Consider the following 18968-nt stretch of genomic DNA (forward strand, 5'->3'; position numbering starts at 1 on the left):
ACGGGGACCGCGTTCCCTGTCAGAGACCCTCCGCTCCGAGATCCGGGGCGCAGCCGACGGAAGCGAGAGCCGTGAAGCTCGAACTGCGCGGGATCACGAAGACCTTCGGGTCCTTCGTGGCCAACGACTCCATCGACCTCGTCGTCGAACCGGGGGAGATCCACTCCCTGCTGGGCGAGAACGGCGCCGGCAAGTCGACGCTCATGAACGTGCTCTACGGGCTCTACCGCCCCGACGGCGGCCAGATCCTCCTGGACGACGCCCCCGTCGCCTTCGCCGATCCGGGCGAGGCGATGGCCGCCGGCATCGGCATGGTGCACCAGCACTTCATGCTCGTGCCCGTGTTCACCGTCGCCGAGAACCTGGTGCTCGGCCACGAGCCCACCCGCGGCGGGCTGCTCGACCTCCCCGCGGCCCGGCGCATGGTCCGCGAGATCTCCGCCCGCTTCGGCTTCGACCTGGACCCCGATGCGCTCGTCGAGGACCTCCCCGTCGGCGCGCAGCAGCGGGTCGAGATCATCAAGGCGCTCAGCCGCCACGCCGAGATCCTCGTGCTCGACGAGCCCACCGCCGTGCTCACCCCGCACGAGACGGACGAGCTGATGACGATCATGCGCCAACTGCGCGACGAGGGCACCTCGATCGTCTTCATCACCCACAAGCTCCGCGAGGTCAAAGCCGTCTCCGACCGGATCACCGTGATCCGCCGCGGCAAGGTCGTCGGCGAGGCGGATCCCTCCGCCGACCAGGCCGATCTCGCCTCCCTCATGGTCGGCCGGCAGGTCTCCCTCGCGCAGGACAAGATCCCGGCGGCTCCCGGAGAGATCGCGCTCGAGGTGCAGGACCTCCGCGTCACCGACGAGACCGGCACCCGCACCCTCGACGGGGTGAGCTTCGCGGTGCGCCACGGCGAGGTGCTCGGCATCGCGGGCGTGCAGGGCAACGGCCAGACGGAGCTCACCGAGGCGCTGCTGGGACTGCAGGACACGGTGCACGGCTCGGCACGCCTCGGGGGCGTCGAGCTGGTGGGCCGCTCCACCAAGCAGATCCTCGACTCCGGCGTCGGCTTCGTCCCCGAGGACCGCACCCACGACGCCCTCGTCGCCGACTTCTCGGTCGCCGAGAACCTGGTGCTGGACCAGCACGACCGCGCCCCCTTCGGCACGTCCGTGGCGATGTCCCTCAAGGCCATCGCGGAGAACGCGAAGCGGCTCATCCCCGAGTTCGACATCCGCACCGGGTCGGCGGCCTCCGCGGCCTCCACCCTGTCCGGCGGCAACCAGCAGAAGATCGTCATGGCCCGGGCGCTCAACCGCGAGCTCTCCCTCCTGATCGCCTCCCAGCCCACCCGCGGCGTGGACGTCGGCTCGATCGAGTTCCTGCACCGCCGCATCCTCGACGAGCGGGACAAGGGCACGCCCGTCGTCATCGTCTCGACCGAGCTCGACGAGGTCACCCAGCTCGCCGATCGCATCGCCGTGATGTACCGCGGGAGGATCCTCGGGATCGTGCCCGGCGACGAGGACCGCGACGTGCTGGGCCTGATGATGGCCGGATACACCGCGGAGGCGGCCCGGGAGGCCGTGGCCGCGGGGGCCCGCACCGCCGACAGCCGCCTGGCCGACGAACTCGCCGACGAAGGAGACCTCGCATGACCACGCCCTCCGTGAGCGGCACCGCACCCGGCGTGGGCGGCAGCGTCGCCGACGCCCCACCGCCGCCCGCCGAGGACGCCGAGAGCGCCCTCGCCCGGACGCTGCAGAGCCTCGCCCGCAGCGATCTGCTGGTGGTGGTGATGGCCTTCGTCTTCGCCTTCCTGATCGGCTCGGTGCTGATCGTCATCGCCGACGAGGACGTCCGCGCGACCTTCGGATACTTCTTCGCCCGCCCCGGGGACGCCGTGGTCGCGGTCTGGCAGTCCGTCACCCAGGCGTACGGCGCCATGTTCCGCGGCGCCGTCTTCGATGCGCCCGGCGCGGCACGCGCGGCGGAGTCCGTGCGCGAGGCCGGCGGCTCCGGCACCTACGTGCTGCTGCCCGCCCTCACCGCCGGGCTGCGTCCCCTCACCGAGACCCTCACCATCGCGACGCCGCTGATCATCGCCGCGGCCGGGATGGCGGTCAGCTTCCGCGCCGGTCTGTTCAACATCGGCGGCACCGGCCAGCTGATCGTCGGCGCGATGGCCGCGGGGTACATCGGCTTCGCCCTCGACCTGCCCGTGGTCGTGCACCTGCTGCTCGCCCTGCTCGTCGGGGTGCTCGCCGGCGGGCTGTGGGGCGGGATCGCCGGCTTCCTCAAGGCGCGCTTCGGCGCCAACGAGGTCATCAGCACCATCATGCTGAACTGGATCGCGACCTACCTGCTGGCCTTCGCCCTGAAGACCGCGGCCTTCACGGGCGCGAACCAGTCCCAGCCGACCTCCCCGTCGGTGGGGGAGAACGCCCAGCTCCCGCTGCTGCTCGGCACCGGTTTCCGTCTGCACGCGGGGCTGTTCCTCGCCGCCGGCGCCGTGGTGCTGCTGTGGTGGCTGATGAGCCGTTCGACGATCGGCTTCCACTTCCGAGCGGTCGGCTCGAACCCGCGTGCCGCGCGGTTCGCGGGCATCTCGCCTTCCCGCACCGCCTTCCTCACCCTCGCCGTCGCCGGCGGGCTCGTCGGCCTCGCGGGCGCCGTGCACGTGCTCGGCACCGAGCGGCGCCTCACCGAGGGCGTCGCCGGCAACATCGGCTTCGACGCGATCACGGTCGCCCTGCTGGGTCGCTCCGGCCCCGTCGGGATCGCCCTGGCGGGCCTGCTCTTCGCGGGCCTGTCCACCGGCGGCCGCTTCATGGAGACGAACCAGGGCGTCCCCCTGGACCTGGTCTCCGTGATCCAGGTGCTCGTGGTGCTCTTCATCGCGGCTCCGCCGCTCGTGCGCACCCTGATCGGTCTGCGGCACGTGGACCACCCCGGTGCGTCGGCCCGCGTGCGCCGTGCCCGTCGTGGCCGCGCGACGGGCGCCCCCGCCGCCGTGGTCGCGAGCGGCGCCGCCCCCGTCGGCGGGCACCGTGCCGAGCACCCTGTCGACCCCGGCGCCGCCTCCGACGGCGACTCCGCCTCCGATGGCGACGGTCCGCCCGGCGCCCCCGCCCCTTCCGGTGGAGGCGGCGACGCGCCGTCGGCCGGACCCGCCCCCGCGCCCGAGCGCGGTGCGGACCCCACCGATGCGCAGGAGGACGCGTGATGAGCACCGCACCCGTGATCGTCGCCGACGACTCCGTCGTCGAGAAGCCGCAGGACGAGACCCGCTCCTCCAGCTGGTGGCACCTGCCCGCGAGCCTGACCGTGCTGGGGCTGATCGCGCTGATCCTCTTCGGGCTGCGCGGTCTCCCCGGCACCGAGTCGACCTTCGCCCTGGCCCGCGAGACGGACCTGAACCCGCTGGGTCTCGTGCCCGAGCGCATCACCGTCCCCTCCCAGCTCGCCGCGATCCTCCTCGCCGTCCTGGCGCTCGCTGCCTCCGCGGGCCTGTGGGTGCTCCAGGCGCTGCGTGCCCGCCCGCCGCGGGCACTGCGCCTCACCCTCATCGCCGTGTTCGCCGTGGCCTGGGTGTTGGCGTTCATGACCTGGGTGATCTCGGAGCGGTCCCTCGACGTGACGACGTTGCTGCAGAGCACCATCGTCCTGGCGGTCCCGCTCGCCTTCGGTGCCCTCTCCGGCGTGCTCTCCGAGCGGGCCGGCGTCATCAACATCGCCATCGAGGGGCAGCTGCTCTTCGGGGCCTTCGGGGCGACCCTCGTCGGCTCCCTCACCGGCAACGTGTGGGCCGGCCTGGTCGCCGCGCCGCTCGTGGCCCTGCTGATGGGCGCGCTGCTCGCACTCTTCGCCGTCGGCTATCACGTCCAGCAGATCATCGTGGGCGTGGTCCTCAACGTCCTCGCCCTCGGCGTGACCTCGTTCTTCTTCGGCACCGTGATGCGCGACAACCCGGGGACCTTCAACGCCGCGCTGCGCCTGCCCGTGCTGCGCATCCCGCTGCTCGCGGACATCCCCGTGATCGGTCGCGTGCTCTTCGAGCAGAACATCCTGGTCTACCTGATGTGGGTCATCGTCGCGCTGCTCACCGTGGCCCTCTTCCGCACCCGCTGGGGCCTGCGGGTCCGAGCCGTCGGCGAGCACCCCAAGGCCGCGGACACCGTGGGCATTCCCGTGAACCTCACCCGCTGGAAGAACGTCCTGCTGGGCGCCGCGGTCGCCGGCCTCGGCGGGGCGACCCTCACCATCGGCACGGGCGTCGCCTTCGGCGAGGACATGAGCGCGGGCAAGGGCTACATCGCCCTCGCCGCCATGATCCTCGGCCGGTACCACCCCGTCGGTGCGCTCCTCGCGGCCCTCACCTTCGCGTTCGCCGACTCGCTGCAGCTGCGCCTGGGCACGATGACCGCCGCCGAGGGCGGGGTCTCGATCCCCGGCGACTTCCTGCTCATGCTCCCGTACGTGGTCGCGCTGTTCGCGGTCGCGGGCGTGGTGGGCCGCGTGCGGGTGCCCGCCGCCGACGGCGAGCCGTACATCAAGCAGTGAGCCCGATGAGCGCCGCAGGTGAGAGCATCGGGGACATGACCAGCACGCAACCCCCGGCGGACGACGAGTTCGCGACCCTGCTCGAGGCCGCCCGGGAGATCGCCGAGCGCGCCTACACCCCGTACTCCCGCTACCGGGTGGGCGCGGCCGCGGTCACCGAGGACGGCCGGCTCGTGCGCGGCTGCAACGTCGAGAACGCCGGGTACGGCGTGACCCTCTGCGCCGAGTGCGGACTGATCAGCGAGCTGATCGCCGGCGGCGGGGGGAAGCTCGAGCGCTTCGTCTGCGTCGGCGGCGACGAGCACCTCGCCCGGGAGGAGCGTCAGGTCGTGATGCCCTGCGGTCGCTGCCGCCAGCTGCTCTCCGAGCATGCGGGCACGGGTCTCGTGATCCTCACCCCCGAGGGCCGACGGAGCATGGACGAGGTGCTCCCGCAGCCCTTCGGCCCCGCCGACCTCGCCCCCTGACCCTCCCGAGGAGGAGCCCATGACCCCCACCACGCCCGCCCCCGCCGTCGAGCCCTTCGACGCCGTCGACGTGATCCGCACCAAGCGCGACCGGCAGCGGCTCAGCCCCGAGCAGATCGACTGGGTGATCGACGCGTACACCCGCGGCGTGGTCGCCGAGGAGCAGATGGCCGCCCTCGCGATGGCCGTGTTCCTGAACGGGATGGAGCGGGAGGAGATCGCCCGCTGGACCGCCGCGATGATCGCGAGCGGCGAGCGGATGGACTTCTCCGCCCTCGCCAAGCCCACCACCGACAAGCACTCCACCGGCGGGGTGGGGGACAAGATCACCCTGCCGCTCGCCCCGCTGGTCGCCTCGTTCGGGGTCGCGGTGCCGCAGCTGTCCGGGCGCGGGCTCGGACACACCGGCGGCACCCTCGACAAGCTCGAGGCGATCCCCGGCTGGCGCGCCTCCCTCAGCAACGACGAGATGATGCGCCAGCTCGCGGAGGTCGGCGCCGTGATCTGCGCGGCGGGCTCGGGCCTCGCCCCCGCGGACAAGAAGCTCTACGCGCTGCGGGACGTCACCGGGACCGTCGAGGCGATCCCGCTGATCGCCAGCTCGATCATGTCCAAGAAGATCGCCGAGGGCACCGCCGCCCTGACCCTCGACGTGAAGACCGGTGCCGGCGCCTTCATGCGGGACGAGGCCGACGCCCGCGAGCTCGCCCGCACCATGGTCGACCTCGGCACCGACGCGGGCGTGCGCACCGTCGCCCTGCTCACCGACATGTCCGCGCCGCTCGGCCGCACCGCCGGCAACGGCCTCGAGGTGCGCGAGTCCCTCGAGGTGCTCGCCGGCGGCGGCCCGGCCGACGTCGTCGAGCTGACCGTGGCGCTGGCCCGCGAGATGCTCGAGGCCGCCGGGGTCCGGGACGCCGACGTGGAGCGAGCGCTCCAGGACGGCCGGGCCATGGACTCCTGGCGCGCGATGATCGCCGCCCAGGGCGGGGACGTGGACGCCCCGCTGCCCGAGGCGCGGCACGTCGAGGAGCTGCGTGCCACCGAGGACGGCGTGGTCACGGGTCTGGACGCGATGGGTGTGGGCGTCGCCGCGTGGCGTCTCGGCGCCGGCCGCTCCCGACCCGGCGAGGCGGTGCAGGCCGCTGCCGGCGTCGAGATCGAGAAGCATCTCGGGGAGGAGGTGCGGGCCGGTGATGTGCTGGCCCGTCTGCACACCGACACCCCGGAACGGGTGGCCCGTGCGCTCGAGGCGATCGAGGGCTCCTGGACGCTCGCCGCTCCCGGCACCGCGCTCCCGGCGCGGCGGATCGTGCTGGACCGCATCCCCTGACCTCGGGCGCCGCCGCTCCCGGGAGAGGGGGTGGGCCTCGGGAGCGGGCGGTGTTCCTCACCCGCGGGTGGTGCGGGCGGCGCTGTCGAGAAGAGCCGGGACGATGTGCTCGGTCATGAGCGGTGCGAGGCGGACGCCCGCCTCCGACTCCGCCAGTGGGAACCAGCGGTGGTCGGCGAGCTCGGCCCGCACGGTGAGCGGCTCCGGCAGCGCCTGCCGGCACAGGAAGACCGTCGAACGCACGCGCGTTCCCGGCTCGTTCGCCGCGACCGCCTCGAAGTCGCCGAGCAGCTCCAGCCCGGCAGGGTCCAGGACGACCCCGAGCTCCTCGCCGACCTCGCGCACGGCCGCCTCGAGCGCACTCTCGGCCGGCTCGAGCTTGCCGCCCACCTGCATGTAGGAGCCGGTGCCGCGTTTGCGCACCGCGAGGATCTCCTCGCCCCGGGCGCCCTCGCGGAGGAAGGCGACGGCGGTGATGCGCAGCAGCGTCCCGGCATCGGCGGCTTGGTGCTGGCAGCGTTCTGCGGCGGTGAGGGCGGCGAGAAGGCGCAGCAACTGCGTTCCCCGGCGCAGCCCCACCGGGCGCATGCCCGCGGCGCGCCAGCCGGCGATGTCCGCGTGCTGCTCGCGGGCCAGGGCGACGCCGCGCCGCAGCAGCGTCAGCGGCGGCTTGCGCCCCTCACGGAGGTCCCGGGCGAGGCGCAGCGCGAAGACCACCGGGGTGGGGCGATGCAGGACGATCGCATCGGCCAGCAGCCCCATCTCGCGCAGGGGGCGGACCAGCTCGGCCGCGAAGATGCCCTCGGCGATGATCAGCTCGGCGTCGCCCGCCGCGAGGGATGTCGTGCCGGTGCGGCGCGAAAGGGGGATCGAGTACTCGGGAACGTCCGCCACGCCGTCATGGGCGAGGGCCGTGAGCGCCTCGAGCGCCGCTCCCGCGTTCCAGGAGGCGGGATCGTCCCAGTCCACGATGCCGAAGCGGCGGGGGAGTCCGGGATCGTCGTGGTCGCGGTAGAAGTCGTCGAGCGGCACCGTGGGCAGTCCCGCCCGGCGCGCCATGACCCCCTTGCCGCTGCCCGAGGGGCCGGCGACGAGGACGATGCGGCGCGGCGGACGGGGCGGGGCGGAGGGGCCGGTCATGGGCCAGAAGTCTACGGGCCCGCCGACGGTGTCGGCGGGCCCGCGGGCTGGGGGACGCCTTGGCTCAGGCGAAGGTCAGCACGACCTTGCTCGAACCGCGTCCGGCAGCGGCCGTGAAAGCGGCCTCGGCGTCCTCGAGGGCGAACTCGTCGCTGATCACCTGCTCGGCGACCTCGCTGCGGGCGAGCAGCTCGACGGCGTCCTCGATCTCGGTCACGAAGCGGTAGGTGCCGCGGTAGTCGAGCTCCTTGGAGACGATCGGGCCGAGGGCCACGCTGACCGGGGTGGGCGGCAGGTTCCCGACCTGCACCACGGTCGCGGCACGGGCGATGTGTCGCAGGATCCCGTCGAGGGAGGCGGGCGCGCCGGAGGCCTCGAAGGCCACGGAGATCGCGGGATCCATCCCGTCGGAGGTGTCGCCGGCCCTGTCCGCGCCGAGGGCGAGGGCCCGCTCCCGGGCGGTCTCGGAGAGGTCGACGGCGGTGATGTGCGCGGCGCCGGCGTCGCGGGCGGCGAGGATCACGAGCAGGCCGACGGGCCCGCAGCCGGAGACGAGCACGTGCTTCCCGGTCACGTCCCCCGCGCGGCGGACGGCGTGCATCGCGACGCCGAGCGGCTCGGCGAGCACGGCGCGGCGGATGCTCAGCCCGGCCGGGAGTGGAACGATCTGGTCCGCGTCGACCACGAGCGACTGGGCGAAGCCGCCGTCGGTGTGGGGGTCCTGGGCGGCCGAGCCGAAGTAGGTGAGATCGGGGTGGAGGTTCTCGCGCCCCTCGAGACCGGCCGGGAGCGGCGAGTGGGTGCGGGCCGGGTGGACGGTGACGCTCTGACCGACCTCGAGCCCCGTGACGCCCGCACCGAGTTCGGTGATCCGGCCCGAGATCTCATGGCCGAGCACGAAGGGGCGCTGCATGACCGCGGTGCCGGAGACGCCGCTCCGCCAGTAGGCGAGGTCGGAGCCGCAGATGCCGCCGAACTCGACGGAGAGCCGCACCTGGCCGGGGCCGGGGGCGCTCTCCTCGCGGTCGACCAGGCGGAGCTCGCCGGGGGAACGGATCTCGAGGGCGCGCATGGGGTGTCCTTTCAGCGGGTGGCGGAGGTGCGGAGGGGGTCGTCGTCGAAGGCTTCGACGGCGGCCATGTGCTCGGCCATGGCGTCGCTCGCCGCCCCGGCGTCGCCGGCGAGGATCGCGGTGACGATGCGGCCGTGCTCGGCGTGCTCGGCGCCGACCAGGCCGCGCGCCTCGCGGGTCACGCGCAGCTCCCGCATGGCGCGGAAGAGCGGGGTGGAGACCGCCTCGAGCACGCCCTGCAGGGCGGGGCTCGCGGCGAGCTCGGCGATCAGGGCGTGCAGGCGCAGGTCGAGGCGCGGATACTCCGCGGAGTCGTCGAGGGCACCCTCCATCTGCGCGAGCAGGGTCTGCAGCGCGTCGAGCTCGCTCGCGTCGACGGCTCTCGCGGCGACGCGACGGGCCGCCAGCGCGGCGGCGCGCACTTCGAGGGGGGCGCGCACGTCCATGAGGGCGGCGAAGCCCTCCCCGGGGGCGGTGCGGAGGGTGCGCGAGAGGGAGAAGCGCACCAGCGAGCCGTCCGGGGGCCGCACCCGGGCGGCGCGGCCGTTGGAGATCTCCACGATGCCGAGGGCGTCGAGCGCGCTGAGCGCCTCGCGCACCACGGCCCGGGAGACCGCGAAGCGCTCAGCGAGGGCGCCGACGGAGGGGAGCGGGTCCCCGGTCCCGAGGCCCTCCTCGTCGATCAGGTCGAGGACGGCCTGGCGGGCGCGGCCCACGAGGGTCTCGCGGCCGAGCGCCGCGGGGTCCGGATCGGCGGGGGCGGTGAGATAGCGCAGGGCGGAGTGGCCGAGGTCGGATCCACGGGAGGCGCTCCCCGGTTCGGGCACGGCGGCGGGACCTGCCGGCGCGGCGGTACGATCCGCCGGCGCGGCGGAGTGATCAGAGGGCATTGACCAATCCGATCACACCCACCGCGATGATCGCCGCCGCGGAGATCCACAGCATTACCTCGGTGGGGCGCCCGTCGCGGATCCGCGGATCGGTCTGGGTGCGGGCGAGGTACACGGTCGCGATGGCCGCCCCGATGAGGTACACGGCGTTGAGGATGCCGGCGATGATCACCAGCAGCAGCGGCGAGGAGGCGATCGTGCCGAGCAGGCCCCAGCCGATCGGCAGCACGATCATGATGATCCGCTGCCAGCGATCGCGCGCGATCTGGTCCTTCCAGTCGTAGGCGCCGAAGACGGCGAGGGTCTGGCCGGTGATCCGGCCGAGGCTCGGTACGTTGGCGAGGATCGTCTTGAACAGGGCCAGGCCCGCGCCGATCAGGAAGAGCACACCGCCCCAGGTGCCGACCGCGGAGTCGAAGATCGAGGAGATCGTCACCATCACGTCGGTGCCCTCGGGGACGAGACCCTGCGGGTGCAGCACGGCGGCGCCGAGGATGTAGAAGGCGGCGGTGGAGGCGGTGTAGATGATCCAGGAGACCCAGGCGTCGACCTTCATCACGGAGATCCAGCCCTTGGCGCGGGAGACCCAGGAGTCGGTGCCGTCGTTCGGGCCCGCCCAGGCGGCGTAGCCCTTCTCGACGACCCAGTAGGTGTAGGCGGTGGTCTCGCCGGCGCCGACGCCGGTCATGCCGAACATCGCGATGGCCACGCCGATCGCGCCGGCCGCGACCTGGAAGCGCATGCCGCCCGCGATGTCGCCGGCGGTCCAGGCGAACTCGGTGGCCTGCATCAGGAACACCATGACGATCGCGAAGACGGTCACGGCCATGACCAGCACGGTCGAGATCCGCTCGACCACGGCGTAGCGGTTCAGCGAGTGGATGGCGATCGCGATGATCACCAGCGCTGCCACCCAGACACCGATGGACAGCAGCGAGTAGGGCTCGCCGCCGATCGGCAGCAGGGTCGAGAAGGCGAAGGCCGAGGCGCTGATCACGCCGGCCTGGCCGATGAAGAACTGCAGGAACATCAGCAGCTGCAGCCAGGAGATCCAGCCGCGGCGTCCGATCCGCGGGGGCACATCGTCGTAGCCGTCGACGGCGGTGCGGCCGGTGGAGATCGACCAGCGAGCCAGCTCGATCTGCACCCACACCTTGAGGAAGGTGGAGACGAGCACGAGCCACAGCAGCATGAACCCGACCGTCGCGCCGAGCGCGGTGGCGGTCAGCAGCTCGCCGGAGCCGACCACGGCGGCGGAGGTGATCATGCCGGGGCCGAGGAAGCGGAGTCGGCCGCGCAGGGTGGTCGGCGGCTCGGCGATCTGCGTTCCGTCGACCACGTACGGGTCCACGCCCTGGGCGAGGACGGTGGCGGAGGGGGTGTCCGACGGGGTGCCGCCGGGGGAGGCGGGAGCCAGGTGCGGGGACGTCGTCATCGACGCGTTCTCCTTGTCGCGGGGGAGCGCGAGCGAGGGCCGCATCGCGCCGGATGCCCCAGAACCTATCAGATAGGTAGAGAGGTTCGGGAGCGGTGTGCGTCACCTGAGGCGCGTGGCAGGATTCCTCCATGACCGCTCTCGAGAACGCCCAGCTGGCCCAGCTCATCGACCACACCCTGCTCAAGCCCGAGGCGACCCGCACCGACGTCGACGCGCTAGCCCGCGAGGCCGAGGAGCTCGGGACCTACTCGATCTGCGTCTCGCCCTCGATGCTCCCGGTCGAGACCACCGTGAAGGTCGCGACCGTGTGCGGTTTCCCGTCCGGACAGCACGCCCCCGCGATCAAGGCCGCCGAGGCCGCGGACTCCGCCGCGAAGGGCGCCGACGAGATCGACATGGTCCTGAACGTCGGCCTCGCCCGGGCCGGCGCGTTCGACGCCGTCGAGGCCGAGATCCGCGCCGTGCGCGAGGCGGCGCCCGCGCCGGTCGTGCTCAAGGTGATCATCGAGTCCGCCGCGCTCTCCGACGAGCAGATCGTCGGCGTGTGCCGCGCCGCCGAGGCCGCCCGCGCCGACTTCGTGAAGACCTCCACCGGCTTCCACCCCGCGGGCGGCGCGAGCGAGCACGCGGTGCGGCTCATGCGCGAGACCGTCGGCGACCGCCTGGGCGTCAAGGCCTCCGGCGGGATCCGCACCCGCGAGGCGGCCGAGGCGATGGTCGCCGCGGGCGCGAGCCGGCTCGGCCTGTCGTCCTCGAAGGCCATCCTCGAGGGCGGCACCGGCACCGGGTACTGAGCAGGGCGCGGGCCGGTCGGCGGGGGCCGCCGGCCGGTCCGCGAGCAGGACCCGCGCGTCGAGGGGACGCCTGGGGCAGGGGACCACGAGGGGGAACGTGATGACCGACCACCGCCGACCGACCGCGCAGGCGCGCAGGCGGCTCCTCGCCGCCGTGATCACCGGCGCGCTCGTGCTCGCCCAGCTGCTGCTGGGCGCCGTGAGCCCCGCCGGGGCCTGCGCATGCGGGGCGTTCATCGATCCTGCGGACCAGCGCACCGGCGCGAACGTGCTGCGCGAGACGGCGATCCTGTCCCTCGAGGACGGCGTCGAGACAATCATCATGGGGCTCGCCCTCGACGGCACCCGGACCGGCTCGACGCTCCTCCTGCCCACGCCCGCCGTGCCCGAGGTGAGCACCGCCTCCTCTGGCACGCTGCGCGAGATGCAGGCCGCGACCGCGCCGCGCGAGGACGTCGAGTACGACTTGTGGGGCGAGAACCCCTTCCTCGCAGGGGCGGGCAGCGGCGAGGGCGGCGCGCCTCCGGGAGGCAGCGGCGTCACCGTGCACGAGCAGGCGCGCGTCGGCGACTACCAGGTCGCGGTGCTCGAGGGCGGGGCCGACGGGGTGCGCACCTGGCTCGCGGAGAACGGCTACGAGCTCGCCCCGGCTGTCTCCGCGCTGTTGGATCCCTATGCCGAGGACGGATGGGTCTTCACCGCCGTGCGTTATGCGGCCGATGCCGAGCTGCGCGGCGAGATCGAGCCGCTCCGGGTCGACTTCCCGAGCGATGAGCTGATCTACCCGATGCGCCTCTCCCGAGCCGCCTCGGATCGTCAGGAGCTCTCGCTCTTCGTCCTCTCCGATCAGCCGGTGCGGCGCGCCGACGGCTCCGCCGCGCACCAGCACGTCGAGCGGCCCTGGATCGCCGACCCCACCTGGGAGGACTGGGTCTGGAGCGACGAGACGCTGCGGGAGCTGACCGGCACCGCGGCGGCGGAGGCGAGCGACGGCCCGGCCGAGGAGACCCGGAACCACATCGTCACCGAGTTCGCGATCTCCGGCGATCCGGAGACGTTCACGACCGACATCGTGCTCGTCCCGGACCCCGAGGCCGAGTACGTCGTGCCCACGGTCACGGTCACTGAGACCGTCACCGTCGGGGGCGTGCCCGTCGGCTGGCTGCTGGTGGCCGCCGCGGTCATCACCGCCCTCGCGCTCGTCCTCGCCGCCCTGGCCCTGCGCTCCGCCCGCCGGGCGCGCGCGGACCCGGGGATCAGGCGCCGGTGAGCACCCGGCGCATGTCCTCCCGGATCCGCTCGAGATGCTCGGCGGACTCGCGGCGCACCTCACCGAGCGCTGCCTCGTCGGCCCCCGCGGGGACCTCCTCGCGCACCTCGAGATAGCACTTGAGCTTCGGCTCGGTGCCGGAGGGCCGCACGATCACCCGGGCATCGTCGGCCGTCGCCAGGAGCACCCCGTCCGTCGGGGGGAGGCCCGTCGTCGCGACCGAGCCCTCCGCGAGGTCCTGGACCGCGGTGACCCCGCTGCCCGCCAGGGTCGTGGGCGGCTCCGCGCGCAGTCGCGCCATCATCACGTCCCGCTCGGACAGCTCGGTGACCCGCAGGGACAGCTGCGCGGTCGCGAACAGGCCGTGCTCGCCGGCGAGGTCGTCGAGGCGGCCGATCAGCGTGGTGCCCTCGGCGCGGGCGAGCGCCGCCATCTCGGCGACCATCAGCGCCGCGGAGAGTCCGTCCTTGTCGCGCACCACCTCCGGCAGCACGCAGTAGCCGATCGCCTCCTCGTAGCCGAAGACGATCCCCGGGGCGCGGGCGATCCACTTGAAACCGGTGAGCGTGGTCGCGGCGTCCAGGTCGGAGGCTGTGGCGATCCGTCCGAGCCAGCGGCTGGAGACGACCGAGTTCGCGATCGACCCCGCGTAGCCGTGGCGGCGGATCAGGTGATCGCCGAGCAGCACGCCGAGCTCGTCGCCCGTGAGCATCCGCCAGTCGCCCCGGTGCGGATCGAAGACCGCGGCGGCGCAGCGGTCCGCATCGGGGTCGTTGGCGATCACGACGTCCGCCTCGAGGGTGCGGGCGAGTTCGAGGGCGAGGTCGATCGCCCCGGGCTCCTCCGGGTTCGGGAAGGCGACGGTGGGGAAGTCCGGGTCCGGATCGGCCTGCTTCGCGACCGGATGCACCTCGGTGAACCCGGTGCGGTGCAGCGCCGCGAGCGCCGTCTCGGTGCCGACCCCGTGCATCGCGGTGTGCACGATCCGCACTTCGCGCGGGCTCTCGGGATCCGGGAGCGCGCAGATCGCGGCGAGATAGTCCTCGCGCAGCTCCTCGCCGAGCACCTCCCAGCCCTCCTCTGCATGGGGGATTCCGCCGACGGGGCCGACGGCGCGGATCCGCGCGGCGATCTGGCCGTCCGAGGGCGGCACGATCTGCACGCCGCGGCCGTCGCTCTCGGCGGCCCGGCCTCCGAGGTACACCTTGTAGCCGTTGTCCGCGGGGGGATTGTGCGAGGCGGTCACGACGATGCCCGCGTCGGCCGCGAGATGGCGCACCGCGAAGGCGATCAGCGGGGTGGGGCCGTACCGCTCGAGCAGGCGCACCCGGCAGCCCGCCGCGACGAGGATCGCCGCCGAGCGGCGGGCGAAGGCCTCCGACCCGTGACGGGCGTCGAAGCCGATCACCACGAGCGGATCCTCGAGACCGAGATCGCCGAGGAGATGGTCGGCGAGGCCCCGCGCCGCGCGGGCGACCACGGAGTGGTTCATCCGCAGCGGGCCCGGGCCCATGCGGCCGCGGAGCCCGGCGGTGCCGAACTCGAGGTCCCCGGAGAAGGCGTCCTCGAGCTCGTCGATCGCCTCCGCGCGCCCGCCGAGGGCCTGCTCGAGCAGGGAGGCGAGCGCCGCGCGGGTGCCGGGATCCGGATCGTCCTCGAGCCACTCCTCGGCGCGGCGGCGCAGCTCCGCGTCGAGCACGGCCGGGGCGTCCGCGTCGCCGGGGGCCGCGCCGGGCATCTGGTTCATGCGCTCGGCCCCTCGACGGGCAGGCGGCGCACCGTCTCGGCGAGCAGACGGGAGATGCGCGGGCCCGCGTCGCGACCGGCCTCGAGCACCTCCTCGTGGCTGAGCGCCTGGGCGCTGATGCCTGCGGCGAGGTTCGTGACCAGCGAGATGCCGAGCACGTCCATGCCGGCCTCGCGGGCGGCGATCGCCTCGAGCGCCGTGGACATGCCCACGAGCGTCGCCCCCATCGTGCGCGCCATCCGCACCTCGGCCGGGGTCTCGTAGGACGGGCCGCGGAACTGCATGTACACGCCCTCGTCGAGGCTCGGATCGACCTCCCGGGCGAGATCGCGCAGAGCCGGGGTGTAGAGGTCCGTGACGTCCACGAAGTTCGCGCCCCGCAGCGGGGAGTCGCCCGTGAAGTTGATCTGGTCGGCGATCAGCACCGGGGTGCCCGGGGCCCAGGACGGGTCGATGCCGCCGCAGCCGTTGGTCAGCACCATCGTGCGCGCCCCTGCCGCGGCCGCGGTGCGGACGCCGTGCACGGTCGCCTCGACACCGGCGCCCTCGTAGTAGTGGGTGCGGGCTCCGAGCACCAGGGCGCGGGTGCCGTTACCCTCGACCCGGACGGAGCGGAGGGTGCCCACGTGGCCCGCGACGGCCGGGGCGCGGAAGCCGGGGATCGAGGTGGCGTCGGCCTGCCAGACGGTCTCGCCCAGGAGATCGGCCGCGCCCGCCCAGCCGGAACCGAGCACGAGGGCGACGTCATGGGCCGGGACGCCGGAGGCGTCGGCGATCGCGACGGCCGCGTCCCGGGCGAGCTGATACGGGTCGGTGGTGGCAGTGGCAGCAGTCATGGGCACAAACTAGCGCAGGTCCCCCGAACGGCCCCCTGAGCGGCGCGCATGAACCACAATGTCGAGGGTGAGCGACCCCGGAACCGCCCTCCCGTCCGATCCGCACCGCGTGCCCGTGCAGGGCGATCGCAGCCGGGTGGTGATCCTCGGCGGAGGTCCCGGAGGGTATGAGGCGGCGCTCGTCGCGGCCCGTGCCGGAGCGGAGGTGACCCTGCTCGAGGAGCGGGGCATCGGCGGCGCCGCGGTCCTCACCGATGTCGTGCCGTCGAAGACCCTCATCGCGACGGCCGAGGTACTCGACCAGGTCGCCGACTCGGCGCGGCTCGGGATCCGCGACGCCGACGACGGCTCCGCGCCGACCGCCGAGACGCTGACCGTCGACCTGGGCGCCGTCAACGAGCGGGTGCGCCGCCTCGCCGCCTCCCAGTCCGCGGACATCACCGCGAGCCTGCGCGCCGCCGGGGTGCGGATCCTGCCGCGGCGCGGGCGCCTCGTGGCACCCGATCGGGTGCAGGCCCTCGAAGGCCCTGGCGATGGCGCCGGTGATGGCGCGGTCGTCGAGGAGATCGGGGCCGATGTCGTGCTCCTCGCCGTCGGCGCCCGCCCGCGGGAGCTCGGCGAGGCACCCTGCGACGGGGAGCGGATCCTCAACTGGACCCAGCTCTACGAGCTCGGAGCCCTGCCCGAGCATCTGATCGTGGTCGGCTCCGGGGTGACCGGTGCCGAGTTCGCGAGCGCCTACCGGGCGCTCGGCAGCCGGGTCACCCTCGTCTCCTCCCGCGATCAGGTGCTGCCCGGCACGGACGCCGACGCCGCGGACGTGCTCGAGGATGCCTTCGCCCGCCGCGGGGTCGAGCTGCGCTCCCGCTCTCGCGCCGCGGCCGCCCGCCGCGAGGGGGAGGAGGTCGTGGTCACCCTCACCTCGGGGGAGGAGATCCGCGGCAGCCACGCCCTCATGGCCCTCGGCGGCGTGCCGCGCACGGAGGGGCTCGGCCTCGAGACCGCCGGGGTGCGGCTCCGGTCGAGCGGCCACGTCGAGACGGACCGGGTCTCCCGCACCTCGGTCCGCGGGATCTACGCCGCCGGGGACTGCACGGGCGTGTACCCGCTCGCCTCGGTCGCGGCGATGCAGGGGCGGATCGCGATGCACCACGCCCTCGGCGACGCGGTCAGCCCGCTCGTCGCCGCGCAGGTCTCCTCCGCGATCTTCACCAGCCCCGAGATCGCCGTGGTGGGGGTGAGCGAGGCCGAGGTGGCGTCCGGGGAGGTCGCGGGCGAGGTGCTCGTGCTGGGCCTCGAGACGAACCCCCGCGCGAAGATGCAGGGCGTGGCGGAGGGCTTCGTGAAGCTCGTGGTGCGTCCCGGATCGCACACCGTGCTCGGGGCGGTGGTGGTCGCTCCGCGCGCGAGCGAGCTGATCATGCCCTTCACCCTCGCGGTCGCGCACCGGCTCACCGCCGAACAGGTGGCGGGGACCTTCACGGTGTACCCCTCGCTCACCGGATCCCTGGCCGAGGTCGCCCGCCGCGTGGAGGCCGAGGGCTGAGCGCAGAGGCGGAGCCGGGGGCGGGGCGCAGCCACCTGGGGCGGGGCGCCGTCACCCCGAGGGGCGGGGCGGATCAGTCCTCGATGGTGCAGAGCACGGCGCCGGCGGAGACGGTCGCCCCGATCTCCGCGGACAGCCCGGTCACGACGCCCGAGCGGTGCGCGGTCAGCGGCTGCTCCATCTTCATCGCCTCGAGCACGACGAGCAGGTCGCCGTCGGCGACGTGCTGACCTTCCTCGGCGACGATCTTGACGATCGTGCCCTGCATCGGGGCGGCGACGCTGTTGCCGCTTGCGACCGCCTCCGTGCCGCCGCGGCGGGCGGGCTTGCGGCGCGAGCGGACCGCGGCCTGCGGGGCGCGGAGCGAGGCGGGCAGGGAGATCTCGACGCGTCGGCCGTCGACCTCGACCACCACGGACTCCCGGTCCTCGGCCTCTTCGGGCTGGGCCGGCAGCGGGGCGGCCGGCAGGTCGCCCGCGAACTCGGTCTCGATCCAGCGGGTGTGAACGGAGAAGGGCTCGGTCGGATCCTCCGGGGCGAAGGCGGGATCCTCGACCACCGCGCGGTGGAAGGGGAGCACCGTGGGGATGCCGTCGATGCGGAACTCGGCCAGCGCGCGCCGCGAGCGCTCGAGCGCCTCCTGGCGGGTCGCCCCCGTGATCACGAGCTTGGCGAGCATCGAGTCGAAGGCGCCGGAGACCTCGTCGCCCGCGCGCACGCCGGTCTCGACGCGGACGCCAGGGCCGGAGGGAGCGTCGAAGCGCTGGATGCGACCGGGCGCGGGCATGAAGCCGCGGCCCGGGTCCTCGCCGTTGATGCGGAACTCGAAGGAGTGGCCGCGCACCGCCGGGTCGGTGTCCGCGATGCGCTCGCCGGCGGCGATCCGCAGCTGCTCGCGCACCAGGTCGACTCCGGCGACCTCTTCGGTCACGGGATGCTCGACCTGAAGGCGGGTGTTCACCTCGAGGAAGGAGATGGTGCCGTCGGCGCCGACGAGGAACTCGCAGGTGCCGGCGCCCACGTAGCCCGCCTCGCGCAGGATCGCCTTCGAGGAGGAGATCAGCTGGGCGTTCTGCTGCGGGGTGAGGAAGGGCGCGGGCGCCTCCTCGACCAGCTTCTGGTGACGGCGCTGGAGGGAGCAGTCACGGGTGGAGACCACCTGCACGTTGCCGTGCATGTCCGCGAGGCACTGGGTCTCGACGTGACGGGGGGAGTCGAGGTACCGCTCGACGAAGCACTCGCCGCGGCCGAAGGCGGCGACGGCCTCGCGCACGGCCGAGTCGAACAGCTCGCGCACCTCGGATTCCTCGCGGGCGACCTTCAGACCGCGGCCGCCGCCGCCGAAGGCCGCCTTGATCGCGATGGGCAGCCCGTGCTCGCGGGCGAAGTCGACGACCTCGTCGGAGGACTGCACCGGATCCTTGGTGCCGGCGACGAGCGGGGCCCCCGCCTTCTGCGCGATGTGGCGGGCGGAGACCTTGTCCCCGAGCTTCTCGATCGCCTCCGGGCTGGGACCGATCCAGGTCAGTCCCGCGTCGATCACGGCCTGCGCGAAGTCGGCGCGCTCGGAGAGGAAGCCGTAGCCGGGGTGGATCGCATCGGCGCCCGAGCGGTGCGCGATGTCGAGGATCTTGTCGATCACCAGGTAGGAGCTCGCGGCGGTGGTGCCGCCGAGCGCATACGCCTCGTCGGCGATGACGGTGTGCAGCGCGTCACGGTCCGGCTCGGCGTAGACCGCCACGGAGCGGAGTCCGGCGTCTCGGCAGGCCCGCGCGACGCGCACCGCGATCTCCCCACGATTGGCGATGAGCACCGTGGACAGCGGGCGGGGCTTGGCGGAGCGTGGGGCCATGGGGAGAGGGATCCTTCCGGGAG

General features: G+C 73.7%; 15 protein-coding genes. 8 read left to right on the forward strand and 7 right to left on the reverse strand.

The window, feature by feature from the left end; genetic code table 11:
- The first annotated feature begins 71 nt into the window (after positions 1-71).
- Genes V1258_RS00200 through V1258_RS00220 form a run of 5 tightly spaced genes read left to right on the forward strand, consistent with a single transcriptional unit; the run spans position 72 to position 6360 of the window.
- Positions 72-1655 (forward strand): ABC transporter ATP-binding protein, encoded by a 1584-nt coding sequence (locus V1258_RS00200; RefSeq protein WP_329747802.1) that lies wholly within the window; start codon positions 72-74, stop codon positions 1653-1655.
- Complete coding sequence (locus V1258_RS00205) at positions 1652-3223, forward strand: ABC transporter permease (RefSeq protein ID WP_329747803.1); 1572 nt, start codon at positions 1652-1654, stop codon at positions 3221-3223. The genes V1258_RS00200 and V1258_RS00205 overlap by 4 nt, the downstream gene beginning before the upstream one ends.
- Positions 3223-4560, forward strand: a complete 1338-nt coding sequence (locus V1258_RS00210) for an ABC transporter permease (protein WP_329747804.1) — start codon at positions 3223-3225, stop codon at positions 4558-4560. The genes V1258_RS00205 and V1258_RS00210 overlap by 1 nt, the downstream gene beginning before the upstream one ends.
- A gap of 35 nt (positions 4561-4595) precedes the next feature.
- Positions 4596-5027, forward strand: a complete 432-nt coding sequence (locus V1258_RS00215; protein WP_329747805.1) for a cytidine deaminase — start codon at positions 4596-4598, stop codon at positions 5025-5027.
- A 19-nt stretch (positions 5028-5046) separates the two neighbouring features.
- The gene (locus tag V1258_RS00220) at positions 5047-6360 is read left to right on the forward strand and encodes a thymidine phosphorylase (protein WP_329747806.1); all 1314 of its coding nucleotides are present in this window, start codon (positions 5047-5049) and stop codon (positions 6358-6360) included.
- 57 nt (positions 6361-6417) lie between these two features.
- On the opposite strand, the gene V1258_RS00225 is transcribed toward V1258_RS00220, so the two are convergent.
- From V1258_RS00225 to V1258_RS00240, 4 genes are all read right to left on the reverse strand, one after another.
- A complete protein-coding gene (locus V1258_RS00225) occupies positions 6418-7500 on the reverse strand; it encodes an NUDIX domain-containing protein (protein ID WP_329747807.1) in 1083 nt (360 codons plus the stop codon).
- 64 nt (positions 7501-7564) lie between these two features.
- Positions 7565-8572 carry an L-idonate 5-dehydrogenase gene (locus V1258_RS00230; protein ID WP_329747808.1) on the reverse strand — a complete coding sequence of 336 codons (1008 nt, stop codon included), beginning with the start codon at positions 8570-8572 and terminating at the stop codon, positions 7565-7567.
- 11 nt (positions 8573-8583) lie between these two features.
- Positions 8584-9399, reverse strand: a complete 816-nt coding sequence (locus V1258_RS00235) for a FadR/GntR family transcriptional regulator (protein WP_329747809.1) — start codon at positions 9397-9399, stop codon at positions 8584-8586.
- 52 nt (positions 9400-9451) lie between these two features.
- The gene (locus tag V1258_RS00240; RefSeq protein WP_329747810.1) at positions 9452-10897 is read right to left on the reverse strand and encodes an Nramp family divalent metal transporter; all 1446 of its coding nucleotides are present in this window, start codon (positions 10895-10897) and stop codon (positions 9452-9454) included.
- A gap of 131 nt (positions 10898-11028) precedes the next feature.
- Here V1258_RS00240 and deoC point away from each other — a divergent pair, with 131 nt between their 5' ends.
- Both deoC and V1258_RS00250 read left to right on the forward strand, forming a co-directional pair.
- Positions 11029-11694: a deoxyribose-phosphate aldolase gene (deoC, locus tag V1258_RS00245; protein ID WP_329747811.1), complete on the forward strand. Its 666-nt coding sequence runs from the start codon at positions 11029-11031 to the stop codon at positions 11692-11694.
- Between the two features lie 100 nt (positions 11695-11794).
- Complete coding sequence (locus tag V1258_RS00250) at positions 11795-12964, forward strand: DUF2330 domain-containing protein (protein ID WP_329747812.1); 1170 nt, start codon at positions 11795-11797, stop codon at positions 12962-12964.
- Here the strand turns inward: V1258_RS00250 and V1258_RS00255 are convergent.
- Positions 12951-14702 (reverse strand): phospho-sugar mutase, encoded by a 1752-nt coding sequence (locus V1258_RS00255; protein ID WP_442878547.1) that lies wholly within the window; start codon positions 14700-14702, stop codon positions 12951-12953. The genes V1258_RS00250 and V1258_RS00255 overlap by 14 nt on opposite strands.
- Positions 14703-14707: 5 nt before the next feature.
- Positions 14708-15547 (reverse strand): purine-nucleoside phosphorylase, encoded by an 840-nt coding sequence (locus tag V1258_RS00260; RefSeq protein WP_329747814.1) that lies wholly within the window; start codon positions 15545-15547, stop codon positions 14708-14710.
- 67 nt (positions 15548-15614) lie between these two features.
- Here V1258_RS00260 and V1258_RS00265 point away from each other — a divergent pair, with 67 nt between their 5' ends.
- Positions 15615-17093, forward strand: a complete 1479-nt coding sequence (locus V1258_RS00265) for an NAD(P)H-quinone dehydrogenase (protein WP_329747815.1) — start codon at positions 15615-15617, stop codon at positions 17091-17093.
- 73 nt (positions 17094-17166) lie between these two features.
- On the opposite strand, the gene V1258_RS00270 is transcribed toward V1258_RS00265, so the two are convergent.
- Entirely contained in the window at positions 17167-18945 is a 1779-nt protein-coding gene (locus V1258_RS00270) for an acetyl/propionyl/methylcrotonyl-CoA carboxylase subunit alpha (RefSeq protein WP_329747816.1), read from the reverse strand.
- Positions 18946-18968 lie beyond the last annotated feature (23 nt).

The organism is Brachybacterium sp. J153 (assembly GCF_036311905.1).
Classification (GTDB): Bacteria; Actinomycetota; Actinomycetes; order Actinomycetales; family Dermabacteraceae; genus Brachybacterium.